The organism is Nocardioides sp. NPDC127514 (genome assembly GCF_040302125.1).
In the GTDB taxonomy this organism is placed as follows: Bacteria; Actinomycetota; Actinomycetes; order Propionibacteriales; family Nocardioidaceae; genus Nocardioides.
Window position 1 is genome coordinate 68,337 of record NZ_JBEORF010000030.1, and the last position, 16,853, is coordinate 85,189.

Annotated in this window: 15 protein-coding genes; 10 read left to right on the plus strand and 5 right to left on the minus strand. The window is 70.0% G+C overall.

The annotated features are described in order from the left end of the window. Positions 1-95: 95 nt before the first annotated feature. The gene (locus ABTX24_RS22570) at positions 96-1,211 is read right to left on the minus strand and encodes an NAD(P)H-dependent amine dehydrogenase family protein (protein ID WP_350842741.1); all 1,116 of its coding nucleotides are present in this window, start codon (positions 1,209-1,211) and stop codon (positions 96-98) included. Positions 1,212-1,287: 76 nt separating this feature from the next. Here ABTX24_RS22570 and ABTX24_RS22575 point away from each other — a divergent pair, with 76 nt between their 5' ends. Together ABTX24_RS22575 and ABTX24_RS22580 are read left to right on the plus strand one after the other, a co-directional pair. Continuing rightward, complete coding sequence (locus ABTX24_RS22575) at positions 1,288-1,827, plus strand: DinB family protein (RefSeq protein WP_350842743.1); 540 nt, start codon at positions 1,288-1,290, stop codon at positions 1,825-1,827. Next, on the plus strand, positions 1,827-2,306 hold the full coding sequence (locus tag ABTX24_RS22580) for a GNAT family N-acetyltransferase (RefSeq protein ID WP_350842745.1): 480 nt from the start codon (positions 1,827-1,829) through the stop codon (positions 2,304-2,306). Before ABTX24_RS22575 ends, ABTX24_RS22580 begins: the two co-directional genes overlap by 1 nt. Before the next feature lie 2 nt (positions 2,307-2,308). Here the strand turns inward: ABTX24_RS22580 and msrA are convergent, their stop codons facing one another. Beyond that, on the minus strand, positions 2,309-2,962 hold the full coding sequence (gene msrA / locus ABTX24_RS22585; protein WP_350842747.1) for a peptide-methionine (S)-S-oxide reductase MsrA: 654 nt from the start codon (positions 2,960-2,962) through the stop codon (positions 2,309-2,311). 105 nt (positions 2,963-3,067) lie between these two features. Here msrA and ABTX24_RS22590 point away from each other — a divergent pair, with 105 nt between their 5' ends. The 5 genes from ABTX24_RS22590 to greA all read left to right on the plus strand — a co-directional run bounded on the left by ABTX24_RS22590 (position 3,068) and on the right by greA (position 9,001). Further along, entirely contained in the window at positions 3,068-4,237 is a 1,170-nt protein-coding gene (locus ABTX24_RS22590) for a cystathionine gamma-synthase (protein WP_350842749.1), read from the plus strand. Continuing rightward, positions 4,224-5,591, plus strand: a complete 1,368-nt coding sequence (locus ABTX24_RS22595; protein WP_350842751.1) for a glutamate mutase L — start codon at positions 4,224-4,226, stop codon at positions 5,589-5,591. The genes ABTX24_RS22590 and ABTX24_RS22595 overlap by 14 nt, the downstream gene beginning before the upstream one ends. Before the next feature lie 10 nt (positions 5,592-5,601). After that, positions 5,602-7,050, plus strand: coding sequence for an AI-2E family transporter (locus ABTX24_RS22600; protein WP_350842753.1), 1,449 nt, complete (start codon positions 5,602-5,604; stop codon positions 7,048-7,050). A 1-nt stretch (position 7,051) separates the two neighbouring features. Further along, positions 7,052-8,263 carry a threonine ammonia-lyase gene (ilvA, locus tag ABTX24_RS22605; protein WP_350842790.1) on the plus strand — a complete coding sequence of 404 codons (1,212 nt, stop codon included), beginning with the start codon at positions 7,052-7,054 and terminating at the stop codon, positions 8,261-8,263. 228 nt (positions 8,264-8,491) lie between these two features. Beyond that, positions 8,492-9,001, plus strand: a complete 510-nt coding sequence (gene greA / locus ABTX24_RS22610) for a transcription elongation factor GreA (protein ID WP_141792144.1) — start codon at positions 8,492-8,494, stop codon at positions 8,999-9,001. Between the two features lie 91 nt (positions 9,002-9,092). Here greA and ABTX24_RS22615 read toward each other — a convergent pair whose 3' ends face one another. Then, on the minus strand, positions 9,093-9,476 hold the full coding sequence (locus ABTX24_RS22615) for a DUF4307 domain-containing protein (protein WP_350842755.1): 384 nt from the start codon (positions 9,474-9,476) through the stop codon (positions 9,093-9,095). A 166-nt stretch (positions 9,477-9,642) separates the two neighbouring features. Between ABTX24_RS22615 and mca the strand changes: the two genes are divergently transcribed. Further along, complete coding sequence (mca, locus tag ABTX24_RS22620) at positions 9,643-10,629, plus strand: mycothiol conjugate amidase Mca (protein WP_160024996.1); 987 nt, start codon at positions 9,643-9,645, stop codon at positions 10,627-10,629. 33 nt (positions 10,630-10,662) lie between these two features. Next, positions 10,663-10,938 carry a hypothetical protein gene (locus ABTX24_RS22625; RefSeq protein ID WP_160024995.1) on the plus strand — a complete coding sequence of 92 codons (276 nt, stop codon included), beginning with the start codon at positions 10,663-10,665 and terminating at the stop codon, positions 10,936-10,938. Here ABTX24_RS22625 and ABTX24_RS22630 read toward each other — a convergent pair. Then, complete coding sequence (locus tag ABTX24_RS22630; protein ID WP_160024994.1) at positions 10,919-11,581, minus strand: hypothetical protein; 663 nt, start codon at positions 11,579-11,581, stop codon at positions 10,919-10,921. The genes ABTX24_RS22625 and ABTX24_RS22630 overlap by 20 nt on opposite strands. Continuing rightward, positions 11,581-15,825 (minus strand): LamG-like jellyroll fold domain-containing protein, encoded by a 4,245-nt coding sequence (locus ABTX24_RS22635; protein WP_350842757.1) that lies wholly within the window; start codon positions 15,823-15,825, stop codon positions 11,581-11,583. Before ABTX24_RS22635 ends, ABTX24_RS22630 begins: the two co-directional genes overlap by 1 nt. A gap of 204 nt (positions 15,826-16,029) precedes the next feature. Between ABTX24_RS22635 and ABTX24_RS22640 the strand changes: the two genes are divergently transcribed. Next, the gene (locus ABTX24_RS22640) at positions 16,030-16,830 is read left to right on the plus strand and encodes a HoxN/HupN/NixA family nickel/cobalt transporter (RefSeq protein ID WP_350842759.1); all 801 of its coding nucleotides are present in this window, start codon (positions 16,030-16,032) and stop codon (positions 16,828-16,830) included. Positions 16,831-16,853: the final 23 nt, after the last annotated feature.

Here is a 16,853-nt window from a genome sequence, read left to right on the forward strand (position 1 = left end):
CGAAGCGGTCGTTCTGACGATTGCCGGAACTACACTCGGGGCACCAGAAGTGCGGTTTCGGCCGCCAAAGGTGCGGTTTCGGCGTCCACAACTACCTATTCGGTCGAGACCAGGCCACGGCCGGTGATCAGCGGGAGGTCGAGAGGGGAGACGAGGCCGGGTTCGGCGGCGACGACGGCGGGGATGGCGTTGACCAGGCGCTGGGCGGTGACGATCATCCCGGAGACGTTGTGGTCGCCGTGCTCGCCGTGGTGGCTGAACTCGACGGTCATCGACGGCTCGCCGGTGATCTCGATGCGGTAGCAGCCGTCGCCGGTGGCCGGGGTGGGCCAGTCGGGATCGGACGCCGCGTCGGTCCGGGTGACGTGCTCCAGGGTGATGCGAGGGACTCCGTCGACGCTGCCGGTGACGGTGAAGCGTACGGAGCCCTGGGTGCCCTCGGCGATGTCCACCGACACCGTCTTGGTGTCCTTCGTCGCCGCCCGGCGCTCGACCGACTCGACGAGCGGCTCGTCGAGGGTCACCCCGAGCCCGGCGGCCAAGACCCGCACGACGGGACCCCACGCGGTGCTCAGCACCCCCGGTTCCCACAGGAACGGCTTGTCCTCCAGCGAGCCCCCGAAGCCGAAGAGATCCTTCATCACGACCGGCTGGAAGTACGTCGAGTAGTCGGCGATCTCGCTGACCCGAAGGTGGTCGATCCGCTGGGACAGAGACGTCATCGCGAGAGGCAGTACGTCGTTGGCGAAGCCCGGGTCGATGCCGTTGACGTGCAACGAGGCACCGCCCTCGCGGCCGGCCTCGTCGATGCCCGCGATCATCTCGTCCGGCAGCGTCCCCTGCGGGTGGACCAGGATCACCGGCCCGGAGGAGACGACGTTGACCCCGTCCCGGATCAGCCCGGTCAGGTCCTCGATCGCCTCGAAGACCCGGTCGTCGGTCATCGCGGCGTGGACGACGCAGTCCGGGGCGAGCGCGAGCAGCTCGTCGCGCGACGTGGTCGCCGCCACCCCGAGGGTCCGGCCCAGTCCGGCCAGCTCCCCGGCATCGACCCCTGCCTTCGCCGGCGTCGAGGTCCAGACCCCGACCAGCTCCAGGTCGGGATGGGCATCGACTCCCGCGATCGCGTGACGACCCACCGTCCCGGTGGACCAGACGACGACTCTGAGCGGCTTCTCCGGACTCTGGGGACCTCTGGGCGCGTGGGGCATGGCCCAAATCTAGAACGCGTTTCAGTTTCGCGAAAGTGATTCGCCGAGGAAACTGGCCGCCGCTACGTTGGCGCCCATGACCGAGGCACTCTTCGAGGACACCCGCCATCCGACCGGTGCCCCCTATGTCGCGGACGAGTCCACGACCCTGCGTACGTTCCTCGACTTCCACCGGGCGACCCTGCTCAGGCAGGTCGCGGGCCTCGACCACGAGCAGCTGAACCGTCCCTTCCCGCCCAGCACCATGACGCTGGCCGGGCTCGTCAAGCACATGGCGTACGTGGAGGACATCTGGTTCGGCGTACGCCTGGCCGGCAACGATCCGTTCCCGCCCTTCGACACCGCTCCCTGGGGCGACGACCAGGACTGGGAGTTCAACAGCGCCGCCGCCGACGACCCCGAGGCGCTGCGCGCCCTGCTCCGCGACGCGATCGCTCGCTCCAACGAGCTCACCGACGCCGCCGGCTCCCTCGACCGCATCGCGGTCGGCAGGACACGGGACGGCCAGGAGATCAGCCTGCGCTGGATCCTGGTCCACATGATCGAGGAGTACGCCCGCCACTGCGGCCACGCCGACCTCATGCGCGAGGCCATCGACGGAAAGGTTGACCTCTGATGCAGATCCGCGAAGCGACGGCCGAGGACTGGCCGCAGATCTACCCGTTCTGGGCCGAGATCGTGGCGGCGGGGGAGACCTACGCGTACCCCGAGGGCCTCACGTCCGAGGAGGCCAAGGACCTGTGGATGTACGACCACGTGGTCGTCGCGGTCGAGGACGACCAGATCCTGGGCAGCGCCAAGATGGGGCCGAACCGCCCGGGCCGCGGCAGCCACATCGGCACCGCCTCGTTCATGGTCTCGCCGAACGCCCGCGGCAAGGGCGTCGGCCGGGCCCTCGGCGACTACTGCGTGCAGTGGCACAAGGACAGCGGCTTCCACGGCATCCAGTTCAACGCCGTGGTGGAGACCAACACCACCGCCGTACGCCTGTGGAAGTCCCTCGGGTTCCAGATCATCGGGACCGTCCCGGACGCGTTCGACTCGACGTCGCACGGCCGGGTCGGCCTCCATGTGATGTATCTGCCGCTGACCTGACCTCAGGCGGTCGCGGGGAAGGCGATGCCCGTGTTGGCGTGGCAGCGGTAGCCGTTGGGCACACGGTCCAGGTACTGCTGGTGCGCGGGCTCGGCGGCGTAGAAGGTCGGGACCTCGCGGATCTCGGTGGTGATCTCGCCGTAGCCCCGCCGGGCGATCTCGTCGCCGTAGACCTTGGTCAGCTCCTCAGCGGTCTCCCGCTGCGCGTCGGAGACGTAGTAGAGCGCCGAGCGGTACTGGGTCCCGACGTCGTTGCCCTGCCGCATCCCCTGCGTCGGGTCGTGCACCTCGAAGAACTTCTTGACGAGGTCCGCGTAGGAGACCACGGTCGGGTCGAAGACGACCCGGACGGCCTCGGTGTGGTTGGTTTGGCCGCTGCAGACCTCCTCGTAGGTCGGGTTGGCCGTGGTGCCGCCCTGATACCCGACGGCGGTCGAGTAGACCCCCGGCGTCTGCCAGAAGATCTCCTCGGCGCCCCAGAAACAGCCGAGACCGAAGTACGCCACCTCGGACCCCTCGGGCGCGGTGCCGTCCTCGGAGGAGGCGAGCAGCGGAGTCCCCAGGACGCGGTGCTTCGCGGGCAGGTCGAAGAGGGCCTGGTCGCGCCCGGCGAGGGTGCGGTCCTCGGGGAAGAGCTGTGTTGGCCGACCGAACATGAGTGACCTCCAGAAAGTCAGGGTTGCTACCAGTCTCCAACACAGTTCGACGCGCGAACGTTCCCGGATGGGCCGCGAGGTGGGATCGGACGTAGGCTCGGCTGTGTGAGCGAGCAGCAGCACCTCGGCAAGGCCGGTTTCGAGACCAAGGCGATCCACGCGGGCTACGAGCCCGACCCGACGACGGGTGCGGTGATCCCGCCGATCTACGCCACCACGACCTACAAGCAGGACGGCGTCGGTGGCCTGCGCAACGGCTATGAGTACAGCCGCTCCGCCAACCCGACCCGCACCGCGCTCGAGGGTGCGCTGGCGGCGGTCGAGGACGGTGAGAAGGGGTTCGCCTTCGCCTCCGGCCTGGCCGCCGAGGACACCCTGATCCGCAGCCTGATGCGCCCCGGTGACCACATGGTCATCCCCGACGACGCCTACGGCGGCACCCACCGGCTGATCGACAAGGTCGAGAGCCAGTGGGGGATCGCGCACACCCCGGCCCAGGTCGCCGACATCGACGCGGTCGCGGCCGCGATCCAGCCGGGCAAGACCAAGGTCGTCTGGGTCGAGACGCCGACCAACCCGCTGCTCAACATCGCCGACATCGCAGGTCTTGCCACGGTCGCCCACGAGGCCGGCGCCCGTCTGGTCGTCGACAACACCTTCGCCAGCCCCTACCTGCAGCAGCCGCTCACCCTCGGCGCCGACGTCGTGGTGCACTCCACGACGAAGTACGTCGGTGGCCACTCCGACGTCGTCGGCGGCGCCGTGGTCGTCCGCGACCTCGGGATCGCCGAGAAGATCGGCTATCTCCAGAACGCCGCCGGCGCGATCGCCGACCCGTTCGGGGCCTGGCTGACGCTGCGCGGCCTCAAGACCCTGGCCGTACGCATGGACCGCCACTGCGACAACGCCGAGCGCGTCGCCGACTTCCTGACCTCGCACCCGAAGGTCGGCGAGGTCATCTACCCGGGCCTGGAGACGCACCCCGGCCACACGACCGCCCAGAAGCAGATGAAGCGGTTCGGCGGCATGATCTCCTTCCGCGTCGAGGGCGGCGAGGCCGCTGCGCTCGCGGTGTGCGAGCGCACCAAGATCTTCACGCTGGGCGAGTCGCTCGGCGGTGTCGAGAGCCTGATCGAGCACCCCGGACGTATGACTCACGCGAGCGTCGCGGGCACCGACCTCGAGGTGCCGGCCGACCTGGTCCGGCTCTCCGTCGGGATCGAGTACGCCGAGGACCTCGTCGCGGACCTCGAGCAGGCCCTTGACCAGAGCTGACTCGCCACAGACCGCCGTCTGCGTCGACTTCGGCTCCACCTGGACCAAGGCGCTCCACGTCGACCTCGTCTCCGGCGAGATCCTCGGCACCGCGAGCGCACCGACGTCGCTGCACGAGGTGATGGAGGCGTACGACGCCTGCCTGACCGCGCTCATCGAGAAGGACTCCCGGGCTGCCGACGCCGAGATCCTCGCCTGCTCCTCGGCCGGCGGCGGCCTCCGGATCGCCGTGGTCGGCAACGAGGAGCTGGTGACCGCCGAGGCCGGGCGCCGGGTGGCGCTGTCCAGCGGGGGCAAGGTCGTCGCGGTGATCGCGACCGCAGGTCGGGAGGCCGGGAGTGATCTCGGGGCCACCCTCAGCTCCACCACCCCCGACCTGGTGCTGCTGACCGGCGGCACCGACGGCGGCAACCGAGATGCCGTCGTCTCGGCTGCGCGCGAGCTGGCCGCGGCCGGCTGGCGCGGACCGGTGGTCGTGGCGGGCAACCGCGAGGCGAACCAGGAGATCGACGAGATCCTGGCCGATGTTCCCCATGTGACCTGCGACAACGTCGTTCCGAAGATCGGCGTGCTGGCACCCGAGAGCGCCCGCGCGGCGGTCCGGGAGATGTTCCTCGAGCACGTGATCGGCGGCAAGAACCTCAGCAGCCGGGCCGACTTCCGGCGGATCGTCCAGGGGGCGACCCCCGATGTCGTGCTCCAGGGAGTCGAGACGCTGGCAGAGGTGCTCGGCGAGGACGTGGTCGTCGTCGACGTCGGCGGCGCCACGACCGACGTGCACAGCGTGGTCCGCCCCGACCCCGAGGCGGAGCACGTACGCGAGGAGGTCGTCGCCGTCACCCCGGTGACCCGGACCGTCGAAGGCGATCTGGGCATGCGCTGGTCGGCGACCACGACCCTCGAGGCGGCCGATCACTCCGACCCGAGCCTCGCCGAGTCGGATCTCTCCGGCGAGGTCGAGCATCGGCGTCACCACCCCGGCTGGCTGCCGCGCACCGAGCAGGACAAGGACATCGACGAGCTCCTGGCGAGGATCGCGATCTCTACGGCCCTGCAGCGGCACGCGGGTCGCTCCCGGGTCGTGCTGTCCCCGAGCGGCAAGGTCATCGAGCGCACCGGCACCGACCTGCGCCGGGTCGGCGTGGTGATCGGCTCCGGCGGCGTACTCAGGCACGGACGCCGGGGCATCGCGGAGCGGGTGATGCGCTGGTCGGGTCGCGGCGGATGGCAGCTCCCGGAGGCGCCGCTGCGGGCGGTCGACAGCGACTACGTGCTCGCCGCGGTAGGCCTGCTCGCGCGGTCGCACCCCACGACCGCACGGCACCTTGCGACCCATCTCTCACCCTCCCGGTAGCCTCTGTCAGGTGACAGATCAGGGGGATGTTCCCGGGGGCGAGAAGCGGACCGCCAAGGATGGCTTCGAGCGGATGAAGGGCGCGTTCAGGCGCAGCCGAGAGACACGTGAGGCGCACCGCTTCGCCCAGGAGGAGGCCGACGCGCGCGAGTCCGCCGAGGTCGCCAAGGAGGCCGCCGCGGAGGCCCGTGAGTCGGCCGAGAACTTCGCGCTTCGCCTCGTCAACCAGTTCGAGCGTCTGCGCGAGGAGCGCCAAGAGCAGCTGGCCGCGCCGGAGCCGGTGACCGCGCCCAAGGCCGTCAGCCGCACCGACGTCCCCTACGGCGTCGAGCTCTCCGCGCAGTGGGCCTGGCGGTTCCTGGTGATCGTCGCCGCCGGCTACCTCATCGTCCGCGCTCTCGGCTTCCTCAGCATCGTCGTGGTCCCGGTGGTCATCGCGCTGCTGATCGCCGCGCTGGTCTCCCCGGTCGTCAACGGCCTGGCCCGGATAGGGCTGAAGCGGAGCATCTCGGCGCTCTTCGTGGTGCTCGGCGTGCTCGTGGCGGTCATCGCCATGCTGAGCTTCGCCGGCACCCAGGTCGCCAACGGCTTCAACGACCTGGCCGGGCAGACCGTCAAGGCGCTCGACGAGATCCGCGACTGGCTGATCAACGGCCCGTTCAACGCGAGCGAGACCCAGATCGACACCTGGCTCAACACGGTGCAGACCACTCTGGAGGAGTGGGCGGCGGCGTACGCCTCCAACCCGTTCTCCCGGGTCAGCGAGGTCGGCGGGGTCGCTCTCGACGTCTTCGCCGGCCTGTTCATCGTGCTCTTCTCCACCTACTTCTTCTGCGCCGAGGGCGAGCGGATCTGGGGCTGGCTGGTCCGGCTCGCGCCGCGGGCCGCGCGCAGCAGGATGGACAGCTCGGGCCGGGTCGCCTGGGTGTCGCTGACCCAGTTCACCCGGGCGACGGTCATCGTGGCCGCGGTCGACGCGGTCGGCATCATGATCATCGCCAGCGCTCTGCAGGTCCCGTTCGTCGCGGCGATCGGCGTGCTCGTCTTCCTGAGCTCGTTCGTGCCCCTGATCGGTGCCACCGTCGCAGGCGCGGTCGCCGTGCTCGTCGCCCTCGTCTCCCAGGGACCGGTGACGGCGCTGCTGATGCTCGGTGGCGTGATCCTGGTCCAGCAGCTCGAGGCCCACGGCCTGCAGCCGTTCCTGCTCGGCCGCTGGGTCCGGGTCCATCCGCTCGGCGTGATCCTGGCGGTCGCGACCGGCATCGTGCTCGGTGGCGTGGCCGGTGCCCTCGTGGCCGTGCCGCTGGTGGCCGCCCTCAACGCGGTGGCCAACCATCTGACCGCCACCGCCCCGGCCCAGGCACTGGCCCAGGCTCAGGCGCCGACGTCGCCGCCCCCGCTGCCGGCCAACGGGCCGACCTCCCCACCCCCGCCGAGCCCAGGAGCAGGCAGTGCCTGAGATGCATGGTCAGCCGACGTACGAGGACATCCTCGAGGCCCGCGAGCTGCTGCGCGACCACATCACCGAGACGCCTGTCCAGGGAGCTCGCTGGCTCACCGACATGGTCGGCGACACGGTCATCCTCAAGTGCGAGAACCTGCAGCGTACGGGCTCCTTCAAGGCCCGCGGGGCCTTCGTACGCATCGCCCGGCTGACCGAGGAGGAGCGCAAGTACGGGGTGGTGGCCGCGAGCGCGGGCAACCACGCCCAGGGCGTCGCGCTCGCGGCGACCACCCTCGGCATCCCGTCCACCGTGTTCATGCCCGAAGGCGCGCCGATCCCGAAGGAGAAGGCCACCCGGGCGTACGGCGCCGAGGTGATCTTCGAGGGTCAGTACGTCGACCAGTGCCTCCAGGCCGCGATGGCCTTCGCCGAGCGCACCGGTGCGGTGATGATCCACCCCTTCGACCACCCCGACGTCGTCGCCGGCCAGGGCACGATCGGGCTCGAGATCCTCGAGCAGGCCCCGGACGTGAAGACCGTCGTCATCCCGCTCGGCGGCGGTGGCCTGCTCGCCGGCGCGGCGCTCGCGATCAAGGCGAAGCATCCCGACGTGAAGGTGGTCGGCGTGCAGGCCGAGACGGCCGCCGCCTACCCGGTCTCGCTGCGCGAGGGCCGTCCGATCCGGCTCGACAAGATGCCGACGATGGCCGACGGCATCGCGGTCGGCCTGCCGGGAGAGACCAACTTCCCGATGATCCAGACCTACGTCGACGAGATCCGTACGGTCTCGGAGGAGGCGATCTCGAGCGCGCTGCTGGCACTGGCCGAGCGGGCCAAGCTGGTCGTCGAGCCCGCCGGCGCGGTCGGCGTAGCAGCCCTGATGGACGCGCCCGAGGCATTCGAGGGTCCCGTCGTGGTGGTGCTCTCCGGCGGCAACATCGACCCGCTCCTGCTCGGCAAGGTGATCCAGCACGGCATGACGCTGGCCGGGCGCTACCTGCCGGTCGCGGTGACGATCCCCGACCAGCCCGGCGCGCTGGCCACTCTGCTGTCGGTGATCGGCGACACCGGAGCCAACGTCATGGAGGTCGTGCACTCGCGCACCAACCCCGGACTGCGGCTCGCCGAGGTCGGCGTGCAGCTCCAGCTGGAGACCCGGGGTCAGACCCACGCCGAGCGAGTACTCGAACAGCTGCGCAGCAAGGGATATCCAGCGACCACGCCCTGACCGTTCGACCGGACGTTCCGGGGAACGGTCCCGAGGCCAGATTGCGCGACGTTTCGGTCGCGAACTGTCTTCGGGTGTGGTTGCCTTGTTAAACTGAACCTTCTGACAATCTCCCGCGGAACGTTCAGCTGGGTGAAACACGCCCGCTCAGCAGGGAGAAAAGGCGCCGGTTGATGGGGGTTGACCGGCGCCCCTTACCTATTCACTACCCATCAGGAGTAACTCGCTATGACTCAGTCGACCGAGACCACGGCTGCCACTATCTGGCTCAGCAAGGGTGCATTCGACAAGCTCACCGCGGAGTTGGAATACCTGAAGGGCCCCCGACGCCAGGAGATCCTTGCCGAGATCAGCTCCGCGCGCGACGAAGGCGACCTCAAGGAGAATGGCGGCTACCACGCCGCTCGCGAGGAGCAGGGCAAGCTCGAGGGTCAGATCCAGCAGCTCGAGGCACTGCTGCGCAAGGCCGACACCACCGTCCCCGAGGACGACGGTGTCGTCTCGGTCGGCAAGCTGGTCACGTTCAAGTTCGAGGGCGATGACGACGACGAGGCCGAGACCCGCCTCATCGCCTCGATCGAGATGAAGGACTACGCGGGCGGCGTCGAGATCTCCTCTGCCGCCTCGCCCATCGGCGCTGCCCTCATCGGTGCCAGCGTCGGCGACACCGTGACCTACGAGGGTCCTCGCGGGCCGCTCAAGGTCGAGATCCTGAAGACCGAGGTCTTCACCGGCTGACCTGCGCAGGGATACCCGGTTAACCGGGTATCCCTGCACTTCTCTGGCGTTGCAATGCCCGAGAAGTGCAGGGATTGCCTGAGAAGTACGGTCACTCGACCGTGCACTCACCCCACTCGACCCGCAGCGCACGGCGCTCGGTCGGGATGGTGATCGTCTGACGCCCCTCGGTGGCGGTGAACTCGGCGTGGCCGACCTTCTCCTCCTGGTCGTCCTCGGCCTCGACGGTGCAGACCGGCTTCGCGTCCTTGTCGTGGAGGCGTACGACGAAGGTCACCTGGACCTCGTTCTCGCTGACCGCCTCCCACTTCTCCAGCCCGGAGGAGACCTCGGGGTGCAGGGCCAGCCACAGCGCCCAGCCGAACCAGCCGACGATCGCCGCGAGCATGAGAGCCAGGGCGACGATGAGTACGCCCGGGCGACGGCGCGGGCCGCGACCGTAGCGGGCCGCGATGCGGGATTCTTCAGAACTCACGGCTTCGGGCTCCGCTTCGGCAGATGACGGCGTGCTCACGGGAAACATGGTCCCACCCCGGCGAAGGAGACCGCACATCCGTCCCCGGCCACCTACCACCAAAGTTGTCCGCGGAGTGGGAGCGGGTAACCGAGTGGTGAGACGGAGCGTGGTTAGGATTGAACTCATGCCAGAGCAGCTCCAGCAGGCGTTCCGCCTGATGCACGTGCACGCGCACCCCGACGACGAGTCGAGCAAGGGCGCGGGGATCACCGCGAAGTACGTCGCCGAAGGGGTCGACGTCCATGTCGCGACGTGTACGGGCGGCGAGCGGGGCGACATCCTCAACCCGAAGATGGAGCGCCCCGGGATCCTGGAGAACATCCACGAGATCCGCCGCGAGGAGATGCATCGCGCCCGCGACATCCTCGGCATCAAGCAGGACTGGCTCGGCTTCGTGGACTCCGGGTGGGTCGAGGAGTTCATGCTGGTCAAGGAGATGGGGGCCAAGGACTGGTCGCTGCTCCCCGAGGGCTGCTTCGGCCGGACGCCGCTCGAGGTGAGCACGCGCCGGCTCGTCGAGATCATCCGCTCCTTCCGGCCGCACGTGGTCACGACGTACGACGAGAACGGGGGCTACCCGCACCCGGACCACATCATGTGCCACCGGGTCTCGGTGGAGGCGTTCCGGGCGGCGGGCGACCCTGACCTGTTCCCGGACGCGGGCGAGCCGTGGCAGCCGCTGAAGCTCTACTACAGCCACACCTTCAACTATCCGCGCATGGTCGCCCTGCACGAGGCGATCAAGAGCCATGGCCTCGCCTCGCCGTACGAGGAGCGCCTCGAGGAGTGGAAGCCGGACCCGGGCTGGGACGAGCGGGTCACCACGAAGGTGGAGTGCGCCGAGTACTTCGGCGTACGTGACCAGGCCCTGCTCGCGCACGCCACCCAGATCGACCCCGACGGCCCCTGGTTCGCCGTGCCCCGGGAGATCGAGAAGGAGGCCTGGCCGACCGAGGACTACGAGCTGGTGACCTCCTACGTGCCGGTGCCCGAGGCGGAGAAGCGTGAGGAGACCGATCTCTTCGCCGGTCTCGACGTCTCCACCGCCGACGACGAGGGCAAGGCCGCGGTCGGCCGCGAGATCAGCTTCGGCAAGGTCGTCACCGCCTGAGCTTTCCTCAGACAAGGGTGAGACAATGTCGGTATGTCCGGCCTCCCGATGACGACGCACACGCTGCACACCTCTCAGCCAGCTCCTGAGCCCACCCCGCCGCAGGACGAGGACGTGGTCGCGGGCTGGACCGCCTTCGGCATCTTCATCGCGCTCTGCGTCGCCGTCGCGGTGATCGCGTGGAGCATGCTGCGTCAGTTCAAGAAGGTCGAGAAGGCCAAGGTCGAGGGTGTCTTCGGCGAGGAGGCCCAGGCCGAGGCGATCGCCCAGCAGGCCGCCAAGGACGAGATCAAGAAGCTGAAGCGCTAGCTTCCGCCTGCCGGCGGCGTCGCACGAACCACCAACCGCCGGTACCGACCAGCGCGATCGCACCGAGGGTGCCGCCGAGCTGGAGCAGTGCGCCGAGTCCGGTCGCCGCGGCCCGGGACTCGTCGAGGGACCAGCCGTGGGAGCGGGTGGTCCCTGCGTACGCCGCCTTCTGACCGTTCGGCCCCGAGGCGAGGGTCTGGTACGCCGGATGCAGGTCGGTCATCATGTCGATCTCGATCGACGTTGCCGAGGCCGGGGACGGGCAGTCGAAGGTCACCGTGGTGCCGTCGGCGATCAGATCCTCACCCGTCTCGACCGACCCTTCGCAGCCCTCGATCCGGATGTGGTCGAGCACGTAGTCGGCGTACGCCTCCGACCGCGCGAGCGCGGTCTCGTCGCCGGGCTCGTAGAGGACGACGCCGTCGAGCGTCATCCGGTCCGGCGGTAGGGCCCCGACCTGCACCGCGAGGTAGGCGATGTCGTCGGTGGCTCCGAACCGCCAGGTCACCTCGGGACCGCCGGTGGTGCCCGCGATCGTCGCGGTCTGCGGGGCGCCGAACGGGTGAGCGGAGGCGGTCACGGCCGCGGTGGCCGCCAGCACGAAGCCGGCGACCACCGCGAGTGCCCGGAGAGGACGAGCCACTAACGCTGCCTGACCGTCAGCGTGAGGTTCGTCGTGGCCGGGGCGTGCGTGTCGTCACCCGGGTAGAAGACCTGCACCTGGTGACGTCCCGGCGGCGGCAGCACGTCGACCTCACACTCGGCGACGCCGCGTCGGACGCGCGCCTCGCAGAGGACGTCCTCACCGATGAGGAACTGCACCGTGCCGGTGGCGCTGCGCGGCGCGACCGACGTACGCAACACCAGGTCCCGTCCGAAGCGGACCGTGACGTCCTTAGCGGTGAGCGTGACCGGGGTCAGCTCGGGCACGTCGGGCTCCTCCACGACGACCGCGCGCGAGGCGACGGCCTGGTTGCCGTTGGAGTCGGTGACCGTGTAGGTCAGCGGGTAGGCGCCGGCCTTGGTCGTGTCGACGCTCCCGGAGACCTGGATCGCCGAGGTGAGGTCACCGTCGGTGTTGTCGGTCGCGCTGACCCCGTCCAGCGGGTCGAACTCCGCGCCCACCTCTATCGTCGTCGAGGCCGGGACCGTCAGCACCGGCGGCGTCGCGTCGGTGCCGGCCGCAGTGGCCAGGAAGACGCCGCCGAACTGGTCGATCGAGCCGAGCGTCTGGGCCTCGCCGGTGCGTGAGGTCGAGGTCCAGGCGTACACCTGGCCCTCGGTCAGCCCGGCCCACTCCACCGTCGCCGGCCAGCCCGAACGCGCGGTGTCGGTGCCGATCACGGTGTCGGTCGGGGTGACCACCGTCAGCGCGTCGGTCGTGAAGGACGTACGCCTGGTGGAGAGGTCCACCGGAAGCGTGAGGTTGTCCTCGGCTCCGTTGTAGCGGTGGCGGTCGTCGTACTCGGTCGCCCCGAAGTCGTCCAGGTGCGGGGAGTAGGTGTCGATCGACATCTCGGCGCGTTCGGTGTCGATCTGCAGCAGGCGCAGGTAGGAGGCGCCGAACTGCAGCAGGTCGGTCGCCTTGTGGTCGACCGTCCCGTCACCGTTCAGGTCGATGTTGCCGGCCGCGTCGACGGAGTCGGGGAAGAGCTCACCGGCGGTCACCTTGTAGAACTGGTAGTCGGCGAGCAGCTCCACGACGTTGTGCGAGACCGTGGCGCCGATGCCGCGCTTGAGGTTGGTGCCGACGCCGTGCTCGTGGCCGGCGAGGACCAGGAACACGTTGGGGTTGGCCTCCACGACCTGGTCGAAGAGCCGGGACCCATCGGTGGAGAAGTTGGCCCCACGCCCGTCGGGCGCCGATGAGGGCGCCAGGTAGGCGTGGGTGCTCAGGATGCCGTTGCGGTCCGGGAAGCGGGCGAAGATCTCGCTCGCCCAGGCCGCCTCTTCCGGGGTGACGCCGTAGGAGAGGCCGACGGCGACGAAGTCGAGCCCGCCGGCGGAGAAGAGCACGTAGTTGTTCTGGTTGTCCGTGCCCGGCGTGACCACGTTGCCGGAGCCGTCGGTCACCTCGTCCCAGGCGTGGTAGGACGCACCATCGGGCCATCCCTGCGCCGCCTGGTAGTAGCGCTCCGGGCTGAAGTAGCGGCTGAACCGCGACTGCGCCCCGGTCTCGCGGCCACCCTGGTTGTCGTGGTTGCCGGCGACGACCTGGTTGACCACGCCCGCCTCGTCGAGGATCCCCTGCGCGTCCGAGGTGAACTCGAACTCGCGGGTGATCTGCTCGTCGAGCCCCGGGTAGAGCAGGTTGCCGTTGGCGTCGGTGGCCAGCGGGTCCTTGGTGTCGTTCTCGGTGACGTCACCGGTGTGCGAGGTGAACGCGATCTTGCGCTGGTCGGCGTTGTCGCGGATCCACTCGGTCTCGGCGCGGTAGGCGCGCTGCCACACCGCCTGCTCCTCGACCAGCTGCACGTCCGAGGGCTCCTCGATCCCGTTGAAGTTCTCGTACGTCCCACCGGCCGCGCCCTCGGCGATGTACTGGGTGTCGGTGAAGTGGGCGAAGGAGAAGTCGTAGTCGTCGGGGTTCTCGAAGTGGTCCTTGTCGGCGGCGGCCGACTCGTCGCGCGGCGAGAGGTCGTCGGCGAACGGGTCGATGCCGGTCACCAGGACGTGCACGACGCCGTCGTCGACGTGGGCGGCCAACGCTCGGCCCTGCAGCGTGGTGTCGCCGTCGGCGATGCCGCGCGCGGAGGCGAGCTCGTCCCAGCTTCTCTCGACGGTGTTCCACACCCGCAGCGAGACCGAGCGGGCCGGGTCGGCCGTGCCGGTCCAGACCACGTGGCGACGCGAGTCGGAGGCCGGGACGGAGACGTCGTAGCGCTGGAACGGGATCAGCTTGCTCGAGGCGCTGTCGGTGGTCTGCCCGTCCGGCTTCTGGCTCCCGTCGATCGTCTCGGGGGAGGAGTAGTCGAACTCGAGCGCGCTCGGGAGCACCGGCACGACCCCCTGGAAGCCGCCGTCGGCGACGGAGGCGGAGGCCGCCTTGAAGGTGGTGGTCACGTCCGAGCCGTCGGGGCTGTTGGCGATCGCGGAGAGCGTCACCTTCCCTTTGCCCTGACCGGTGTCGGTGCCGCCGCCGGTCGGGATGGCGTCGGAGGTGAACGTCGAGGTGTGCGCGACCGGACGTCCGAAGACGTCCTTCGCCGCGATCTCGATGGTGTGCTCGCCGCGAGCGAGGCCGGCGCCGATCTCCTGGCCGGGCCGGATCGGGTCGCCGTCGAGCGTGTAGGTCCAGCCGGAGGCGTTGCCCTGGTTGGTGATGTCGACGGCGAACTCGGTCGGTGTGGTGATGTGCGAGCCGGCCGCGGGGGTGGTGCCGTTGACGACCACGCCGGCGTCGCGTACGTCACCGAGCGCGGCCACGCTGAGCGCGTTGGCCTCGTCCGCGGTGAGCACGTCGGTGAAGATCCGCGCGGTGCGCACGGTGACCGGCGACCAGAACTGGTTGACCGAGTCGGCCCCGACGTAGAAGGAGTTGAGGGCGTTGCCACCGGGACGGGTCAGCGGCGCAGGTGCCGCGATCGACGCGGCCAGCGCGCCGTCGACGTAGAGCCGCGCGGTCGAGCCGTCCCAGGTGCCGACGGCGTGGTACCAGCGGCCGGTCTCGATCTCGACCTGGGCGTTGCGGTAGGCCCCGCCGGCGTGGACTGCGAAGGTCAGCTTGCCGCTGTAGACGACGATGGAGTAGCCGCCGCCCTCCTTCTCCGAGCAGATCGAGTGCTCGGTCCCGTTGGGGAAGGTGCCGTTGTCCTTGAAGGTGCACTCGATCGAGACCTGCTCGTCGATCTGGTCCCAGGCCGCGGAGCCCATCGCATAGGCGTACGCGTCGTTGGCGCCGTCGAAGGAGGCGACCTTGGCGTCCAGCGCGGTGTCGTCGGAGATCACCGGCTCGCCGACCGTGGTGACGGCCCGGCCGGTGTCGTCGGCCGGGGTGCCGTCGTCGAAGTCGACGTCGAGCACGTCCGCGGCCGGCACCGGGGGAGCGGTGTCGTAGGCGCCGGCCAGCGCCGCGGCCTCGGCGTCGGTCACCGCGCGGGCGAAGAGGGAGGCCGCGGCGAACGAGGCGGGCGGGGCCGGCTGGCCGATCCCGGTGGGCGCCGAGTCGGCGCCGACCACGAAGCGGCGCGAGGTCGCGGCCGGGGCCTGCAGCGCGCCGGTGGCGGCGGTCGAGCCGGCCTTGGTGCCGTTGACGTACAGGTTCAGCCTCTGGCCGTCCCAGACCGAGAGCACGTGGTACCAGCGGTGAGCGGTGATCGGGGTCAGCACCGTCTTGTAGCCGCCGCCGATGTGGGCCATCGTGCCCAGGTTGGAGCCGGTCACATAGACCGAGTAGCCGCCCGCCTCCTTGTTGGAGCAGAGGTCCTTCTCGTTGGTGGTGGGCAGCGTGGTCTCGACCCGGAAGACGCACTCGATGGTGAAGCCCTGCTGCAGGCCGGACCACGGGTCGTGCTCGACGGAGACCGCGTCGTCGGTGCCGTCGACGGTCATCACATCGGTCGGCGTCTCGGCGAGGGTGTCGTCGGTGCCGTACGCCGGCGCACCCCAGGTGCGCGGCTCGAGCGACTGGGCGCGCTCGTGCGGGGCGCCGCCCTCGAAGTCGATGTCGAGTACGTCGGGCGCCGGCGCGTCCACGGTCGCCAGCGCGGCGCGCGGCGGTCCGGTCAGCGGTGCGCCGACGGCGGTGTAGGTCGACGCGCTGGCGGAGGTGACGGCGTCACCGGGCAGGGCGGCGATGACACCCCCGGCGAGGGCCAGACCGGCGGCGACGGCGACCATTCGCCTACGTCCGGGTCTGGCGAAGCTGGCACTCGTTGGTGCGAACACGATGCTCCTTGGGGTCGTGCGGCATGACGTGCGGCATCGCCCGAGGTGCCGAACGGCCGAGGCACACGCCCGGCCATTGGATGAGGATCCTGAGATCTGGTGAACGTGGCCGAGCGGCGTTGTCGACGCCCGTCTGTCCGGTGGGTAAACGCTTGCCGCAGCCGTATCCGGCGGCGGAACTCTGTGCCATCGTTTGCGTCTGACATGGACGACTTCTTCACGGGTGACTGGTTCGGCGCGGCGGCTCTGGTCGAGCGCGTGCAGGGCTATCTGGACGAGCCCGGCATCGCTGCGGCCGCCTTCGTGCTCGCCTTCGCCGCCGGCGCTGCGCATGCGATCGCGCCGGGCCACGGCAAGACCCTGGCGGCGGCGTACCTGATCGGCGCGGAGGGCCGGGTGCGCGACGCGGCCTGGCTGGGCGGCTCGGTGGCGGTGATGCACACCTTCTCGGTGCTGGTCATCGCGGTGGCGTGGGCGTTCTTCTCGCTCTCGGATCTCGTACGCCTGGAGAACCTCACCGCCGGGCTGCAGATCGTCGCCGGGGTGCTGATCATCGGCACCGGGCTCTGGCTGCTGCGCCGGCACTGGCGTGCTGCCCGCTCGGGGACCGGACACGGGCACTCCCACGGGCACTCCGCCGAGCACGGTCGCGGACATGGGCATGGCCACGGTCAGCCAGGCGTACGCCGCCCCGGCATCGTCCTGCTCGGCATCTCCGGCGGCCTGACCCCGTCCCCGGGGGCCTTCCTGGTCCTGGTGACCGGCCTGTTCGCCGGCCGCTCGGCGTTCGCGCTGCTGCTGGTGATCACCTTCGGCCTGGGCATGGCGACGATCCTGTTCGGCGTCGGCATGCTGGCCCTGGCCGGCAACAACCTCGTCGTCCGGTTCGCCGAGTCGAAGACCTACCTCCAGGTCGCGGCGAAGATCACCCCGATCCTGGCAGCGCTCGGCGTCACGGTCCTCGGCGCCGGCCTCACCGTCGTCGGCGTCGGCTCACTCGGCTGACCGCGATCCACGCAGTCTGAGCG